Source organism: Kocuria sp. KRD140, assembly GCF_017168375.1.
In the GTDB taxonomy this organism is placed as follows: Bacteria; Actinomycetota; Actinomycetes; order Actinomycetales; family Micrococcaceae; genus Kocuria; species Kocuria marina.
Window position 1 is genome coordinate 208,960 of sequence record NZ_JABFAW010000002.1, and the last position, 15,930, is coordinate 224,889.

Consider the following 15,930-nt stretch of genomic DNA (forward strand, 5'->3'; position numbering starts at 1 on the left):
GATCAATGATGAGTGGATATTATCTAACAATCGGTCGAAAAAGAGACGCAGCTCACATGTGCGGACAATCGGGCGCGTCGTCGGGCTCCCGCAGCGGCCCGTGGGCGCGTGTCCGCCGGGGCCCGTAGACTCTTCCGTTGACATGACTGAGCCCCGCATCCAGCCCCGCATCGTGTACCCGAACGACCTCCCCGTCAGCGCGCGCCGGGAGGACATTATGGCCGCGATCCGCGATCACCAGGTCGTGGTCATCGCGGGTGAGACCGGTTCCGGCAAGACCACCCAGCTGCCCAAGATGTGTCTGGAGCTGGGTCTGGGGGACGGCGGTCTGATCGGTCACACCCAGCCGCGCAGGATTGCGGCGCGTTCGGTGGCCGAGCGCATCGCCCATGAACTCGGGCAGCGCGTGGGCGACACCGTGGGCTACCAGGTGCGCTTCACGTCCGAGGTGGGCAAGGACTCGCGGATCAAGCTCATGACGGACGGCATCCTGCTGGCCGAGATCGGCCACGACCCGCAGCTGTCGCGCTACAACGCGATCATCATCGACGAGGCCCACGAGCGCTCCCTCAACATCGACTTCCTGCTGGGCTACCTCAAGCGACTGCTCCCCCAGCGCCCGGACCTGAAGCTCGTCATCACGTCCGCGACGATCGACCCGCAACGCTTCGCCGAGCACTTCGTGCTGCCGGACCCGCAGCACCCGGACGCCGACCCAGAGCCCGCCCCGATCATCGAGGTCTCCGGGCGCACCTACCCCGTGGAGATCCGCTACCGACCACTGGCCCAGGAGCGCAGCGGGGACGGCGGCGAGGACGAGGACAACACCGGCGACGGGCTCGTGGACGAGGACCGCGACCCGATCGACGCCGTGTGCGACGCCGTCGTGGAACTCTCGCGCGAACCCCGCGGGGACATCCTCGTGTTCTTCGCGGGCGAGCGTGAGATCCGGGACGCCCAGGACGCGCTGCACAAAGTCATCGACTCGCACCGCTCCCTGGCCGGGACCCAGATCCTGCCGCTGTTCGGGCGGCTGTCCATGGCCGAACAGAACCGCGTGTTCGCGCCGTCCTCGCACCGCCGGATCGTGCTCGCGACCAACGTGGCCGAGACCTCGCTCACGGTCCCGGGCATCAAGTACGTGATCGACCCGGGCACCGCCCGGATCTCCCGGTACTCGGCGCGCACCAAGGTCCAGCGCCTGCCCATCGAGCGCATCTCCCAGGCGTCGGCGCGGCAGCGCGCGGGGCGCTCGGGGCGTACGTCCGACGGCGTGTGCATCCGGTTGTACTCCGAGGAGGACTTCGAGTCCCGGCCGGAGTACACGGACCCGGAGATCCTGCGCACGAACCTCGCTGCGGTCATCCTGCAGATGATCTCGGTGGGCGTGGTGGAGCAACCCCACGACATCACCCAGTTCCCGTTCGTGCAGAAACCCGATGCGCGCGCGGTCAAGGACGGCGTGGTGCTGCTGCGCGAACTCGGTGCCCTGCGCTCGGGTGCGGCGGACGCGGGCGACGACGCGGCGTCGTCGTCCGCGCGCGACGGGCACCGGGGGCGGCGCTCGCGGTCCGGGCGCCACCGCGGTCGGCAGAGCGGACCGCGGGGTCCGCTGACCCGCACGGGCGAGGTGCTCGCCGCGCTGCCGGTGGACCCGCGACTGGGCCGGATGATCGTGGAGTCGCAGCGCCGGGGGTGCGTGCGCGAGGTGCTCGTGCTCACGGCCGCACTCACGGTGCAGGACCCGCGGGAACGCCCGCTCGAGAAGCGCCAGGCGGCGGACGAGTTCCACGCACGCTTCCGCGACAAGACCTCCGACTTCCTGTCCTACGGTCTGCTGTGGCAGTACCTGCAGGAGCAGCAGAGCGAGCTGTCCTCGTCCCAATTCCGCAAGCTGTGCCGACGCGAGTACCTGAACTTCCTGCGGATCCGCGAGTGGCAGGACCTCTACGCGCAGTTGCGACAGATCGCACGCCAGGTGGGGATCGATGCCGGGGCGTCCCGGGAGATCGACGTCGCCTCGCACCAGGAGGCCGTGCACAAGAGCCTGCTGTCCGGGCTACTGAGCAACATCGGCGTGCGGGACGAACGCACGCGCGAGTACCGCGGTGCGCGCGGGACCAAGTTCGCGATCTTCCCGGGCTCGGCCCTGTTCAAGACGTCCCCGGACTGGCTCGTGTCCGCGGAGCTCGTGGAGACCTCCCGATTGTGGGCGCGCACCAACGCGGCGATCAAGCCCGAGTGGGCCGAGGAGATCGCGCCGCAGCTCGTCAAGCGCAGCTACTCCGAACCCCATTGGTCCCGTTCCCGCGGGGCCGTGATGGCGTACGAGAAGGTCACGCTCTACGGGCTGCCCGTGGTGTCCGAGCGGCCCGTGTTGTTCTCCCGGATCGATCCCGAACTCTCCCGGGAACTGTTCATCCGCCACGCGCTCGTGGAGGGCGACTGGCAGACCCGCCACACGTTCGTCAAGCGCAATCGCAAGGCCCTGGCCCAGGTCGAGGAGCTCGAGAACCGCATGCGCCGCAAGGACCTGCGCGTGGACGACCAGGTGCTGTTCGACTTCTACGACGCGCGCGTGCCCGCGGACGTGGTCTCCCAGCGGCATTTCGATGCGTGGTGGAAGAAGGCCCGCCAGCGGGACGAGCACCTGCTGGACCTCACTCCCGAGGACCTGATCGCGCCCGAGGTCGCGGAGCTGGACACGGCCTCCTTCCCGCGGTCCTGGACCGTGGCATCCCCGGACGGCGAGCTGAGTCTGGACCTGGACTACGAATTCGCGCCCGGAGCGGAGACCGCGGACGGCGTCACGGTGCGGGTCCCCGTGCTGTTCCTGGACCGCCTGGCCCCCGAGCAGTTCGAATGGCACATCCCCGGGCTGCGTGTGGAGCTCGTGACCGCGCTGATCAAATCGCTGCCCAAGGCCGTGCGGCGCAACTTCGTGCCCGCCCCGGACACCGCCGTCACCGCCGTGAAGCACCTGGACGCCGAGTTCGATCCGGCCCGCGACTCCCTCCTGGAGTCCCTGACCACCGTTCTGCGGCGGTTGCGGGGCCACCCCGTCCAGGCCTCGGACTTCCACCCGGAGGCCCTGCCCGCCCACCTGCGCATGCGCTTCGAGGTGCGCGACGCCCGCAACTCGGTACTGGGCCGGGGCGACGACCTCACGGAGCTCAAACAGCGGTTGCGGCCCAAGGTCCGCGCGGCGCTCGCCGAGTCCCTCGGGGGCGCTGCGGCCCAGCTGTACGACGCCGCTCGGGGCAGCACCGAGGGTTCGGCCTCCTCCGGTGACGACGCCGCCGCGGCCCGTCGCGGTCGCGGCAAGCGGGGCTCGGCGCGACCGGGCCCAGGGACTTCCCCCGGATCCGGCGCACCCCAGGCCGCCTCGCTGGAACGCACCGACCTCACGGCGTGGCCCGAACCCGATCCTCCGCGCCGCGTGGAGACGACCGTGGCGGGTCAGACGGTCACGGGATACCCCACACTCGTGGCGGTGCGGGACACCGATGCTTCGCAGCCACCCCGCGTGGACCTGCGGATCCTGAGCGACGCGGAGGAGCAGCGCGCCGCGCAACGCGACGGCGTGATCGCCCTGCTGCACCGGACCCTGCCGTCCGTGCACCGCTACGTGGTGGACCACCTGAGCCAGAAGGAACGGTTGATCTTCACCCAGAACCCCCACGGTTCGGTCGAGGCGCTCATCGCCGATTGCACGATCGCCGCGATCGACCGGCTGGTACCCGAGGAGCCGCCGTTCACGCGGGACCAGTTCCGGGCGGTCACGGAGCACGTACGCGCCGAGCTGATCGACACGGTCTTCGCCGTCACCGCGCTCGTGACCACCGCGCTCACCGAGTCCAACACCGTGCGCAAACGGTTGAAGAAACCCGGGTCACTCGGGGCGGTCGCCGCGTTCAAGGACATGTCCGAGCAGCTCTCCCGCTTGATTTATCCCGGCTTCGTGGCCCGCACCGGGTGGCGGGCCCTGCAGCACGTGCCGCGCTACCTCGCGGGGATCAACGTGCGCCTGGACAAACTCTCCGGCCACCTGCAGCGGGACGCCGTGGCCATGCAGACCGTGCACGATCTCGAGGCCGAGTACCGCGCCGCGGTGGACGCCGTCCCCTCGACCGTACCCACGCCCGCTGCGCTGCGGGCCGTGCGCTGGGGCCTCGAGGAACTGCGCATCTCGTTCTTCGCGCAGGAACTGGGCACCGCGCACACGGTGTCGGAGAAGCGGATCCGCAAGCGGTTGCGCGAGCTCGGCTGAGTGACACCGGCGGTTGAAGCCCGCCGGCGACGGGTGCAATGCACCTGCCGCCCGTGCCCGTGAGCGAAGCCGTCGGTCGCTACTGCTGCGGGACCTCGTCGTGGTGGCCCTGGGCCTCGAGGGCCTCGCGGATCCGGCGGGCCGACTCGTCCAGGACCGCGGGGTCCGGGTCCTGATCCACCTGGGCGAAGTCGAACTCCTCGATCGAATTGGTGGGCCACACGTGCAGGTGGGTGTGGGGCACCTCGAAGCCCTGGATCATGAGCCCCACCCGTTTGGGCGTGAACGCGGCGTCGATGGCCTTGCCGATGAACTGGCTGACCTTCATGAGGTGCATGGCCAGCTCCACGGGTAGGCCCACCCACGCGTCGATCTCCTGGCGCGGGACCACCAGGACGTGGCCCTGGGACAGGGGCTGGATGGACAGGAAGCCCACGCAGTGCTCGTCCGCCCAGACGAACCGGCCGGGCAGTTCGCCCTCGATGATCCTGGTGAACACTGAACTCACGGTGATGTCCTTTCCGTCTGGTGGAACCGGCTGGTGGCCGGATGGGTCATGCGGTGTGGAGCTCCACGCTCTCGCGAGTGTCCAGGTGCCGGTACTCGGTCCCGTAGACCTGCGAGAAATGCTTGACCTGCTTCTCCACGACACCGAAGCCGGTCTCGGAGAGCAGCGCGTCGTGGATCTGGTACACCCGCTGCGCGCGGGTCGCGATGATGAAGTCGATGACTTCGGACATCTTGGACCACGGGGCGTGCAACGGGACCAGGACCGTGGGAACGGTGAGCCCGTGCGGGACGGTGAAGGAGTCCCCGGGGTGGAACACGGCGTCGTCGATCACGTAGCCCACGTTGGCGATGGTGGGGATGAGGGGGTGGATCAGTGCGTGCTGGCCCCCGTACGTGGCCACGGAGAACGGCCCCGCGGTGAACGTGGTGTCCGCCGACACGGCGTGCAACCGGTCCGTGTCCGTGATGTGCTCCGCGAGCTTCTCGATCACCTGGCCCGGGGCATGCACCGTGAGCTCGGGATCCGCCGAAAGGGCGGCGCCCAGCCGCTCGGCGTCGTAGTGGTCCGGGTGCTCGTGGGTGATGAGGACCGTGTCCGCTCCGCGCAGTGCCTCCTCGACCTCGGAGAACGTGCCCGGGTCGATCACGAGCACCGCGCCGTCCTTCTCGAGGCGCACGCACGAGTGGGTGAACTTGGTCAGCAACATGGCTTCACCCTAGCGGCTCGGTCCGGCCGTGACGACGCCGCCTGTGCATGTCCGCGCCGCACGTTAAGATGTCCCGGACGACCGCTCGCGGAAAGGACACCTGGGTTGAGCACCAAGACCACCGGAACCGCGGAGGTTCGCAACACCAAGCAGCGCCGTGCCGTGACCGGCGCGCTGCAGGGGTTGGAGGACTTCATCTCCACGCAGGACCTGCACCGGCTGTTGCGCGATCGCGGACAGTCGGTGTCCCTGGCCACCACGTACCGGATCCTGCAGTCCATGGCCGAGCTGGGTCAGGTGGATGTGCTGCGCAACGCCGAGGGCGAGGCCATCTACCGCCGGTGCGAGGCCGAGCACCACCACCATCACATCGTGTGCCGCTCGTGCGGCGCGGCCGTGGAACTCGAGGCTCCGGACGTCGAGACATGGGCGGAGGAGACCGCGCGCCGCTACGGCTACGCGGACGTGGACCACACCGTGGAGATCTCCGGGATCTGTGCCGAGTGCGGGGCCCGGGGCCGCGTCGAGTCCTCCGACGCCCGAGAAACCGCGAAACCCGCCCGGTGACCCGGATGTCACGCCGCGAGATCCTGCTCGTCCACAACGGCGCCTCCCTCGTGGGCCGGAATGCGTGCGAGCGCGCCGTGGGCATCCTGCGGGCTGGCGGCTACGATCCCCGACCGCTCAGCGCTGCCACCGCCCAGGCCCTCTCCCGCGATCTCACCGCGACCCTGCGCAACGCGTCCACCTGGATCGCCGCGGTCGTCGCGGTCGGCGGAGACGGCATGGTCCACCTGGTCCTGCAGTCACTGAACCGGCTGCGCGAGCAAGGCGTCGAGTTCCCGTTCGGACTGATCCCGGCCGGTTCCGGCAACGATCTGGCCCGGTTCCACGGTGTACCCGTGGGGGACGTCGAACGCGCGGCGGGCCGGGTGCTGCGCGGACTCGAGTCCCCCGAACGCAGCATGGACCTCGTGCACGTCACGTGCGCAGACGGCAGCCACCACGTGTGCGCGACCGCGGTGTGCCTCGGCCTCGACGCCCGCGTGAACGCGCGCGCCAACCGCTGGTCCAGCGTCACGCACTCGGTCAAGTACGTCGCCGCGCTCGCCGTGGAGGCCGTCTCCATGCGCGCGCGGCGTTACGACCTGAGCTGGACCGGCCCGGACGGCGCGTGCCACGTGAGTGACCGCACGCTGACCTTCCTGGCGCTGACCAACACCTCGTCGATCGGGGGCGGGCTGACCATCGTTCCCCGCGCGGATCCCACGGACGGCTCGGGTGAGCTGTTCATGGTCTCCGACGTGGGCGCGCTGCGGCTCGCGTGGCTATTCCCCCGCTTGTTCCTGGGCACGCACGAATCCCTACGGGAGGTCACCGTGGTGCCCGCCACGACCGCGACCATCGCGGCCCACGGCATCCCTTCCGAGCCGCGGGACGCGGCCTACGGCGACGGCGAACGGTTGGGTCCGCTGCCCGCCTCGCTCAAGGTGCTCCCCGCCGCGGTGCGCGTCCTGCTCTGAACCGCGCGACCGGCGCCGAGCGGCGTCGTCGACCGCGGTGTCGAACGGCGATACGACGACGAGCGCTCACGCGCCGCGCGCACGCACCGCGAGACGAGCCACACGACGAACGAGATGGTCGTGACGTACGGGCTGATCGGGACGTTGCCGCCCAGCGCCAGGAGGATCCCGCCCACCATGGCGAGCTCGGCGAAGACCACGGAGAGCACCACCGTGCGCGCGGGACTCGAGGTGAGGTTCATGGCCGCCGCGGCCGGGGTGATCAGAAGCGCGAGCACGAGCAGCGCGCCCACGATCTGCACGGACATCGCGACCGAGATCCCCAGCACGACCATGAACACGATCGCCAACGAGCGCATCGGCAGCCCCTTGGCCCGGGCCACGAGCGGGTCCGTGCTCGCGAACGTCAGCGGCCGCCACATCACAAGCAGCGTGGCGAGCACCACCACGGACAGCACGATCATCGACGTCAACTGCAGGGAGGACACGGAGACGATCTGGCCCGTGAGCAAGGAGAACTTGTTGGAGGATCTGCCCTCGTAGAGGGACAAGAAGAGGATCCCGAGCCCCAGGCCGAAGGGCATGAGCACGCCCACGAACGAGTTGCCCTCCCGCGCGCGCAGGCCCATGAACCCCATGATGAGCGCGGCGAGCACGGACCCCACGAGGGACCCGGTGACCACATCGGAGCCGACCAACAGGGCCGCGGCGGCACCGGCGAAGGACAGCTCCGCGATCCCGTGCACCGAGAATGCGAGATCGCGCATCATCACGAACGTGCCCACGAGCCCGCCCACCAAGCCAAGCACCGCGCCCGCCCACACGGAGTTGCGCAGCAGGGACAGCAGTTCGCCGTAGTTGTCGAAGACGAACACGGAACCGAACAATGAGTTCCAGTCGATCGCGGCTAGGCTCACAGGATCAGCTCCTCCGGGGAATCGGTGTGGTGGGAGCTGTCCGGGCGCCCGGCCACGAGGATGCGACCGTTGCTGCGCAGCACCTCGACGCGGGTCCCGTACAGCTCGGAGAGCACGTCCGAACGCAGCACCTGGTCCGGCGTGCCGATCCGGAACGAGCCGTTGGCCAGGTAGAGGATCCGGTCCACGTGCTCGATGATCGGGTTCACGTCATGGGTCACGAAGACCACGGCGCACCCGCTGCGTTCACGTTGTTCGTGCACGAGTTCGCTCACCACGTGCTGGTGATGCAGGTCCAGGGACAGCAGGGCCTCGTCGCACAGCACGAGCGTGGGGTCCGCAGCGAGCGCCTGGGCCACGCGCAGGCGCTGTTGCTCACCCCCGGACAGCACGCCCACGGGGGCGTCCGCGTAGTCGGTGGCACCCACGCGTTCGAGCAACTCGTCCACGGTGCGGTGCACGCGGCGTGGATGCAGTCGGATCCCCCAGCGGTGCCCGTCCACGCCCTGCGCCACGAGGTCCCGGGCCCGCAGCGGCGTGCGCGCCGGGAAGCCGCGCTGTTGGGGCACGTACCCCACGCGGGCGGCGGCGGCCCGCGGACGGGTCCCGTTGACGCGTACGGTCCCGCTCGTGAGCGGGAGCAGTCCCAGCAGCACGCGCAGGAAGCTCGTCTTGCCGGTCCCGTTGGAGCCCAGGACCGCGAGGTACTCCCCCGGGGCGACGTCCAGGTCCAGACCGGACCACAGGGTGCGGTCCCCGAAGGCCAGGCGCGCGTCCCTGAGCCGGACGACGGCGTCGTCGGCCCCGGAACGGGCGGCCACCTCGGGTGCGGATTGGGGTGCGTTCATGTCCCTACTTCTGGAGCGCGTGGGCCACGCGGTCCGCGTTCTGCGTCATCCACTGCTGGTAGTTCAGCCCGTCCGGGATGGTTTCGGTGAACTCCACCACGGGCTTGCCGGCATCCCCGGCGGCCGAGCGCAACCGGTCGGTCTGCCCCGTGGAGGTCTGCTTGTTGAGGGCGAGCAGTTTCACGTCGCTTCCCTTGACGAGCCCGAGGGTGTCGTTGAGCACCGCGGGTGCGGCGTCGGAGCCGGCGTCGATGGCCTCGGTGAACGCCTGCGGGGTCTGGTCGTGCAGGCCGGCGTCTTGCAGGAGGTACCCGGGCAGAGGCTCGGTCGCGATGTATCCGCCCGAGGCCTTGATCCCCTCGACCTTCTGTTCGACCGTGCCGAGCTCGTTCTTCACGCGCGCGGCGTTGTCCCGGTAGTACTGGGCGTTCTGCTGGTCCATCTGGCCGAGCTGCTCGGCCATGCGGTCCACGACCATCTGCATGCTCTCGACGTCGTACCACACGTGCTCGTTGAAGTCGCCGTGGTGGTGGTGTCCGGAGCCGTGGTCGTGGTCGTCGTGCGCGTCCTCTTCTCGCTGCAGACCGGAGGCCTCCACGGCGTCCACCACGTGCTGGCCGTCGGAGGCCAAATCGGTCATGAACTGGTCGTACCCACCCCCGTTGCACACCACGACGTCCGCCTTCTCCACCTTCAGCCGGTCCTGGGGGGTGGCCTCGTAGGAGTGGGGGTCCTGGGCGCTCGAGTCGATCACGGGGGTCGCGGAGACCTTGTCGCCACCCACCTGGGACGCGAGGTCCGAGTAGACGTTCGTGGAGGTGACCACGGCGATCTTCCCCGCACCGGGCGAACCTTGCGCGTCCGACGCGGTCCCGCTCGAACATCCGGCGAGCGCGAGACCCACCACCACGCCCGCGCCCAACACGCTCGTCCTACCCTTGCGCACGCTGCGCCCTGCGGTCATCGTCCCTCTCCCTCATCCGACCCCCGGCTCCCGCCAATGAGAATCAATGTCATGTAGCCGTGCGTGAGCATATCATGAACCATTCTCAATAAGGGGCGTGGTGAGAACGGGCCGCTCAGGCCCAGGACTCCGAGCGGGGGCGGCCCTCGTCGTACCCGGACTGGGACTGGATGCCCACCACGGCGCGCGCCGCGAACTGCTCGAGCGTGGCCGCACCGGCGTACGTCATGGAGCTGCGAACCCCGGAGGTGATGTGGTCCAGTAGGTCCTCCACGCCGGGGCGCTGGGGGTCCAAGTACATGGTGGAGTTGGAGATGCCCTCCTCGAACAGGGCCTTGCGGGCCCGCGCGAAGCGGTCCTCCCCGGCAGTGCGGTGGCGCACGGCGCGCGCCGAGGCCATCCCGAAGGACTCCTTGTAGGCGCGCCCGTTGGCGTCAAGGTTGATCTCACCGGGGCTCTCGTGCGTGCCCGCGAACCAGGATCCGACCATCACCTGGCTCGCGCCGGCCGCGAGCGCGAGGGCGACGTCGCGCGGGTGCTTGACCCCGCCGTCGGCCCACACGTGCTTGCCGAGATCGGCCGCGGCCTCCGCGCACTCGACCACGGCGGAGAACTGGGGGCGACCCACGGCGGTCATCATGCGCGTGGTGCACATGGCCCCGGGGCCCACGCCCACCTTGATGATGTCCGCACCCGCGCCCGCGAGGTCTCGCACGCCGTCCGCGGTGACCACGTTGCCGGCCACGATCGGCACCCGGGGGTCCAGGGCCCGCACGGCGGACACGGCCTCCAACGCTTTGATCTGGTGACCGTGGGCGGTGTCCACCACGAGGACGTCCACCCCGGCCTCGAGCAGTTGCTCGGCCTTGCCGGAGACGTCCCCGTTGATTCCGACCGCGGCACCCACGCGCAACCGGCCGTCGTCGTCCAGGGCGGGTGCGTAGATCGTGGAACGCACCAGACCCTGGTGAGTCAGGATGCCCACGACCTCGCGTCCGCGCAGCACCGGGGCCACGTTGACGCGCGCGGCGGACATCGTCTCGTAGGCGGCGCGCAACACGTCCGGGTCGGAGTCCACGGGGAAGTCGCTGTCCTGGAACTCGGGGCCCTCCGAATGGGCCAGGTCCCCCAATTGGGTGAAGCGGTCCACGTCCCGGCAGTCGGAGTCCAGGACCATGCCGGCGTAGTGCTCGTCCGCGTCCACGACGATGACCACGCCGTGGGGGCGTTTGTGCATGATCCCCAGGGCGTCGTGCACGGTGTTGCTGCGGTGCATCACCACGGGGGTCTCGTAGCGCGGCGAGCGCTGCTTGACCCACGAGGTCACCTCCGCGATCACGTCCAGCGGGATATCCTGGGGCAGGATGCCCAGACCGCCGCGCCGGGCCATGGTCTCGACCATGCGCCGCCCGGTCACCGCGGTCATGTTCGCGGCCACGAGCGGGATGGTGGAACCGGTGCCGTCCGCGGGGGTCAGATCGACGTCGAACCGGGAGGTCACCCGGGACATCGAGGGCACCAGGAAGACGTCATTGTAGGTCAGGTCCGTGGTGGGTGTCGTCAGGAATCGCACAAGAGGAGAGTCTACGTGCTCGCCGCGGGCCGGCGGGCGGGCCGGCGGGTAGGTGGCAACCGTCCAGATGCCTCACTAGACTGAAAAACCGGTACGGCTTTGCGTGCGCGAAGCCAGTTCGCAAGTCCCGCGGCCGGTAAGCTCCGTGGGAGCCACACGAGGGCCGCAAGGACCAGCTCGCCGCCCGGGACACCCAGCACAGATGGAAGAGGCGTATCACTAGTGCCAGACCAGCCGCGTCACCTTATCCCTGAAGAATTTGCCGGCAACGAATGGCTCGTGGACGAGTTGTTCGACAAGTACCAGGCGGACAAGAACTCGGTGGACAAGAAGTGGTGGCCCATCTTCGAACAGATGGCCGGCGACGACCAGTCCGATACCCAGACGTCCGACACCAAGACCTCAGCAGCCGCCCCGTCCCAGGGGGCGGCTGCGCGGACGTCCGGGGGTGATCGTCCCGCTGTACGGCGCGACGACGCCGCCGCCAAGACGTCCGCGGACAAGGCCGCCTCCGGGACGGCGTCAACCTCGTCCAAGACCGAGCAGAACACCTCCGGTGCCGGCGCGGAGGCGCCCAGGAAGGCGCAGCGGGCCAAGTCCCCGGCGCCGTCGACCACCGGTTCCAAGGCGAAGGGACGACCCGAAGGCGTGGACACCGAGACCGAGACCAGCGAGGGCTCCGGAACCAAGCGCCCCATCCGGGCGCAGCCGGAGGACCGTGCGAAGGACAAGAGCCAGGACAAACCCGCCGAGGACACCGTGGTCAAGCTGCGCGGTCCCGCCAAGGCCGTGGCCGCCAACATGGACGCCTCCCTGACCGTGCCCACCGCCACCACGGTGCGCGCGGTGCCCGCCAAGCTGCTGATCGACAACCGCCTGGTGATCAACTCGCATTTGGCCCGTAACCGCGGTGGCAAGGTGTCCTTCACCCACCTCGTGGGCTACGCCGTGATTCGCGCGCTCGCCAACTTCCCGTCCCAGAACGTGATCTACGACGAGGTGGACGGCAAGCCCGCCGCGGTGCATCCCGCGCACGTGAACTTCGGGATCGCGATCGACATCCCCAACAAGGACGGTTCCCGCAACCTGGTGGTGCCCAACATCAAGGGTGCGGAAGAGATGTCCTTCCAGCAGTTCTGGACCTCGTACGAGGACATCGTCAAGCGCGGGCGCAATGGCGCGCTGACCATGGAGGACTACGCGGGCACCACGGTGTCCCTGACGAACCCCGGTGGCATCGGCACCGTGCACTCGGTGCCGCGACTGTCCAAGGGCCAGGCATGCATCATCGGCGTGGGTGCGCTGGACTACCCCGCTGAGTACAAGGGCGCCTCCCCCCGCACGATCGCGCGCAACGCGGTCTCCAAGGTCATCACCCTGACGTCCACGTACGACCACCGCGTGATCCAGGGCGCCGGTTCGGGGGAGTTCCTCAAGCTCGTGGAGCACTACCTGCTGGGCGGCGAGGACTTCTACGACCACATCTTCGAGGCCCTGCGCATCCCCTACGAGCCCGTCCGCTGGGCCGTGGACAACCAGGTCAACCCCGAGATCCAGATCAACAAGGTCGCCCGGATCCAGCAGCTGATCCACTCCTACCGCGTGCGCGGTCACCTCATGGCGGACACCAACCCGCTCGAGTACGTGATGCGCAAGCACCCGGACCTGGACATCCGCACCTACGGGCTCACCCTGTGGGACCTGGAGCGCGAGTGGCCCACCGGCGGTTTCGGCGGCCAGAGCCTGCTCACGCTGCGCGTGATCCTGGGTCGGCTGCGGGATGCCTACTGCCGCACCGTGGGCGTGGAGTACATGCACATCCAGGAGCCCGAGCAGCGCGAATGGTTCCAGTCCAAGCTCGAGCGTGACTACCAGAAGCCCGCGCGCGAGGAGCAGTTCCACATCCTCGAGCGGCTCAACGCCGCCGAGGCCTTCGAGACCTTCCTGCAGACCAAGTACGTGGGTCAGAAGCGCTTCTCGCTGGAGGGCGGCGAGTCGCTGATCCCGCTGCTGGACGCGATCATCTCCGAGGCCGCGGATGCTTCCCTCGCGGGTGTGGGCATCGCGATGGCCCACCGCGGCCGCCTCAACGTGCTGACCAACATTGCCGGGAAGTCCTACGCCCAGGTGTTCCGCGAGTTCGAGGGCAGCCAGGACCCGCGCGCCGCCGAGGGCTCGGGTGACGTGAAGTACCACCTGGGCACCGAGGGCGTGTTCACCTCCGACAACGGCAACGAGACCCAGGTGTACCTGGCCGCGAACCCCTCCCACCTGGAGGCCGCGGACCCGGTGATCGAGGGCATCGCCCGCGCCAAGACGGACGTGCTGGGCGCCGGGCCGGAGGGTAACGGTGAGTACCCCGTGCTGCCCATCCAGGTCCACGGTGACGCCGCGATGGCCGGACAGGGCATCGTCTACGAGGTCATGCAGATGTCCGGGCTCGAGGCCTACAACGTGGGTGGCACCATCCACGTGGTGGTCAACAACCAGGTGGGCTTCACCACCGCGCCCTCTGCGGGCCGCACGTCCACGTACTCCACGGACGTCGCGCGTACCGTGCAGGCCCCGATCTTCCACGTCAACGCGGACGATCCCGAGGCCGTGGCCCGTGTGGCGCAGCTCGCGTTCGAGTACCGCCAGCGGTTCCAGCGCGACGTTGTGATTGACCTGGTGTGCTACCGCCGCCGCGGGCACAACGAGGGCGACGACCCCTCGATGACCCAGCCGTTGATGTACTCCCTGATCGACGGCAAGCGCTCCACGCGCAAGGTCTACACCGAGAACCTCGTGGGCCGCGGGGACATCACGCAGGAAGAAGCGGACCGCGCTCTGAAGGACTACCAGGAGCGTCTGGAGCGGGTCTTCGCCGAGACCCATGAGGCCCAGACCTCCACGGTCCCGCTCGTGACCGGGGATGCCGCCGCGATCGCCAACATCGAGCGGCCGTCCGCGCAGCAGGCCGATTCCGGGGTGTCCGTGCCCAAGACAACTGCCATCTCCGAGGAAGCGGCTCACCGCATCGGTGACGCCTACGTGGACCTGCCCGAGGGCTTCACGATGCACCGCAAGCTGCACAAGCTTGCGGAGAAGCGCCGCGAGATGACGCGCGAGGGCGGGATCGACTGGGGCATGGGCGAGCTCATGGCCTTCGGTTCGCTGCTCATGGACGGTGTCCCGGTGCGGATGTCCGGTCAGGACGTGCGCCGCGGTACGTTCACGCAGCGCCACGCGGTGTTCTTCGACGCCGAGAACGGTGCCGAATGGACCCCGCTGAACCACCTCTCCGCGGACCAGGCACGGTTCTCGATCTACAACTCCTTGCTCTCCGAGTACGGCGTGCTGGGCTTCGAGTACGGCTACTCCGTCGAACGCCCCGAGGCGCTCACGGTGTGGGAGGCGCAGTTCGGTGACTTCACCAACGGTGCGCAGACCATCGTGGACGAGTTCATCTCCTCCGCGGAACAGAAGTGGGGTCAGCGCTCCAACCTGGTGATGCTGTTGCCGCACGGCTTCGAGGGCCAGGGACCCGACCACTCCTCCGCGCGCATCGAGCGCTTCCTGGTGCTGTGCGCGGAGAAGAACATGATCGTGGCCCAGCCCTCCACCCCGGCCAACCACTTCCACCTGCTGCGCCGCCAGGCGTACTCGCGCCCGCGCCGGCCGCTGATCGTGGCCACGCCCAAGCAGCTGCTGCGCCTGAAGGCCGCGGCGTCCCCGGTGGAGGAGTTCACGCAAGGCGGCTTCCAGACGGTCATCCCGGACACCGCCGGGCTCGACGACGCCAAGGTCACCGACGTCATCCTGGTCTCCGGTCGGTTGTACTACGACCTCGTGACCCAGCGGAAGAAGTCGGACGACCACTCCACCGCGATCGTGCGCGTGGAGCAGCTCTACCCGCTGCCCGTGGACGAGATCAAGGAACAGCTGGCGCGCTACCCGGAGGCCCGGATCCTGTGGGCTCAGGACGAACCCGCCAACCAGGGTGCGTGGCCGTTCATGGCCGTGAACCTCGTGCCGCAGCTGGACCGCCCGGTCACGCTCGCGTCCCGACCCGCCTCGGCCTCCCCCGCCAACGGCTCGGCCAAGCGCCACACGGCGGAGCTGGAGACCCTGGTGCAGCAGGCGTTCGCCCGCGGCGAGTGAGTGCCGCCCGGCGCACGGTCCCGCGAGCTGCGCGGCGTCGTACGCCCCCGCCCGATCACCGGGCATGATCCGCCCGGGGGGCCGTCGCGAGACGGCCCCCCGGGTCCCAGCTAGCGAAGGATGTAAGAAGAGTGGACCAACGCAGGATCCGCATTGTGGCCGTGGGAGACGAATTGTTGGCCGGCGTGGACGACCCCCGCGCGCTCGGCTGGTTCGGACGAGTCATGGCGCGCACCCCCCGAGACGTGGTTCCCGTGGACGCCTACAATCTCGCCGCGCCTGGTCAGGGCAGTGAGACCCTCAACGACCACTGGTTCGCGGAGGCTTCCCGCCGCTTCGATTCCGCGTGCGACAACCGTCTGGTGATCGCACCGTCCGCCCTGGACATCGACCTGGGGATCACCTCCGCCCGGTCCCGGCTGAACATGGCCAACATCGTGGACCAGGCCACCCAGAACAACACCAAGGTGCTCGT

General features: G+C 69.2%; 10 protein-coding genes and 1 pseudogene. 5 read left to right on the top strand and 6 right to left on the bottom strand.

Annotation, left to right across the window (positions count from 1 at the left end; translation table 11 throughout):
- The first annotated feature begins 142 nt into the window (after positions 1-142).
- A complete protein-coding gene (gene hrpA, locus J1M36_RS03200) occupies positions 143-4,270 on the top strand; it encodes an ATP-dependent RNA helicase HrpA (protein ID WP_206478644.1) in 4,128 nt (1,375 codons plus the stop codon).
- Between the two features lie 79 nt (positions 4,271-4,349).
- On the opposite strand, the gene J1M36_RS03205 is transcribed toward hrpA, so the two are convergent.
- Together J1M36_RS03205 and J1M36_RS03210 are read right to left on the bottom strand one after the other, a co-directional pair.
- On the bottom strand, positions 4,350-4,778 hold the full coding sequence (locus J1M36_RS03205; RefSeq protein WP_206478645.1) for an HIT family protein: 429 nt from the start codon (positions 4,776-4,778) through the stop codon (positions 4,350-4,352).
- 46 nt (positions 4,779-4,824) lie between these two features.
- The gene (locus J1M36_RS03210; RefSeq protein ID WP_144930691.1) at positions 4,825-5,487 is read right to left on the bottom strand and encodes an MBL fold metallo-hydrolase; all 663 of its coding nucleotides are present in this window, start codon (positions 5,485-5,487) and stop codon (positions 4,825-4,827) included.
- A gap of 105 nt (positions 5,488-5,592) precedes the next feature.
- Between J1M36_RS03210 and J1M36_RS03215 the strand changes: the two genes are divergently transcribed.
- On the top strand, positions 5,593-6,054 hold the full coding sequence (locus J1M36_RS03215) for a Fur family transcriptional regulator (RefSeq protein ID WP_064845348.1): 462 nt from the start codon (positions 5,593-5,595) through the stop codon (positions 6,052-6,054).
- A 5-nt stretch (positions 6,055-6,059) separates the two neighbouring features.
- Complete coding sequence (locus J1M36_RS03220; protein WP_206478716.1) at positions 6,060-7,010, top strand: diacylglycerol kinase family protein; 951 nt, start codon at positions 6,060-6,062, stop codon at positions 7,008-7,010.
- On the opposite strand, the gene J1M36_RS03225 is transcribed toward J1M36_RS03220, so the two are convergent.
- From J1M36_RS03225 to J1M36_RS03240, 4 genes are all read right to left on the bottom strand, one after another.
- Positions 6,932-7,927, bottom strand: coding sequence for a metal ABC transporter permease (locus tag J1M36_RS03225; protein WP_206478646.1), 996 nt, complete (start codon positions 7,925-7,927; stop codon positions 6,932-6,934). The two genes, J1M36_RS03220 and J1M36_RS03225, sit on opposite strands and share 79 nt — an antisense overlap.
- Entirely contained in the window at positions 7,924-8,775 is an 852-nt protein-coding gene (locus J1M36_RS03230) for a metal ABC transporter ATP-binding protein (protein ID WP_206398958.1), read from the bottom strand. Before J1M36_RS03230 ends, J1M36_RS03225 begins: the two co-directional genes overlap by 4 nt.
- Positions 8,776-8,779: 4 nt before the next feature.
- Complete coding sequence (locus tag J1M36_RS03235; RefSeq protein WP_206478647.1) at positions 8,780-9,739, bottom strand: metal ABC transporter solute-binding protein, Zn/Mn family; 960 nt, start codon at positions 9,737-9,739, stop codon at positions 8,780-8,782.
- Positions 9,740-9,854: 115 nt separating this feature from the next.
- On the bottom strand, positions 9,855-11,312 hold the full coding sequence (locus J1M36_RS03240; protein ID WP_206478648.1) for a GuaB1 family IMP dehydrogenase-related protein: 1,458 nt from the start codon (positions 11,310-11,312) through the stop codon (positions 9,855-9,857).
- Positions 11,313-11,534: 222 nt separating this feature from the next.
- Between J1M36_RS03240 and J1M36_RS03245 the strand changes: the two genes are divergently transcribed.
- Both J1M36_RS03245 and J1M36_RS12650 read left to right on the top strand, forming a co-directional pair.
- Complete coding sequence (locus tag J1M36_RS03245; protein ID WP_144998075.1) at positions 11,535-15,455, top strand: multifunctional oxoglutarate decarboxylase/oxoglutarate dehydrogenase thiamine pyrophosphate-binding subunit/dihydrolipoyllysine-residue succinyltransferase subunit; 3,921 nt, start codon at positions 11,535-11,537, stop codon at positions 15,453-15,455.
- A 131-nt stretch (positions 15,456-15,586) separates the two neighbouring features.
- Positions 15,587-15,930 (top strand): annotated as a pseudogene (locus J1M36_RS12650) (lysophospholipase); the annotation flags it as partial.

Coding starts and splice junctions, on each gene's coding strand:
- J1M36_RS03230 (WP_206398958.1), bottom strand. CDS start 8,775: ATGAACGCACCCCAATCCGCACCCGAGGTGGCCGCCCGTTCCGGGGCC.
- J1M36_RS03235 (WP_206478647.1), bottom strand. CDS start 9,739: ATGACCGCAGGGCGCAGCGTGCGCAAGGGTAGGACGAGCGTGTTGGGC.
- hrpA (WP_206478644.1), top strand. CDS start 143: ATGACTGAGCCCCGCATCCAGCCCCGCATCGTGTACCCGAACGACCTC.
- J1M36_RS03220 (WP_206478716.1), top strand. CDS start 6,060: ATGTCACGCCGCGAGATCCTGCTCGTCCACAACGGCGCCTCCCTCGTG.
- J1M36_RS03210 (WP_144930691.1), bottom strand. CDS start 5,487: ATGTTGCTGACCAAGTTCACCCACTCGTGCGTGCGCCTCGAGAAGGAC.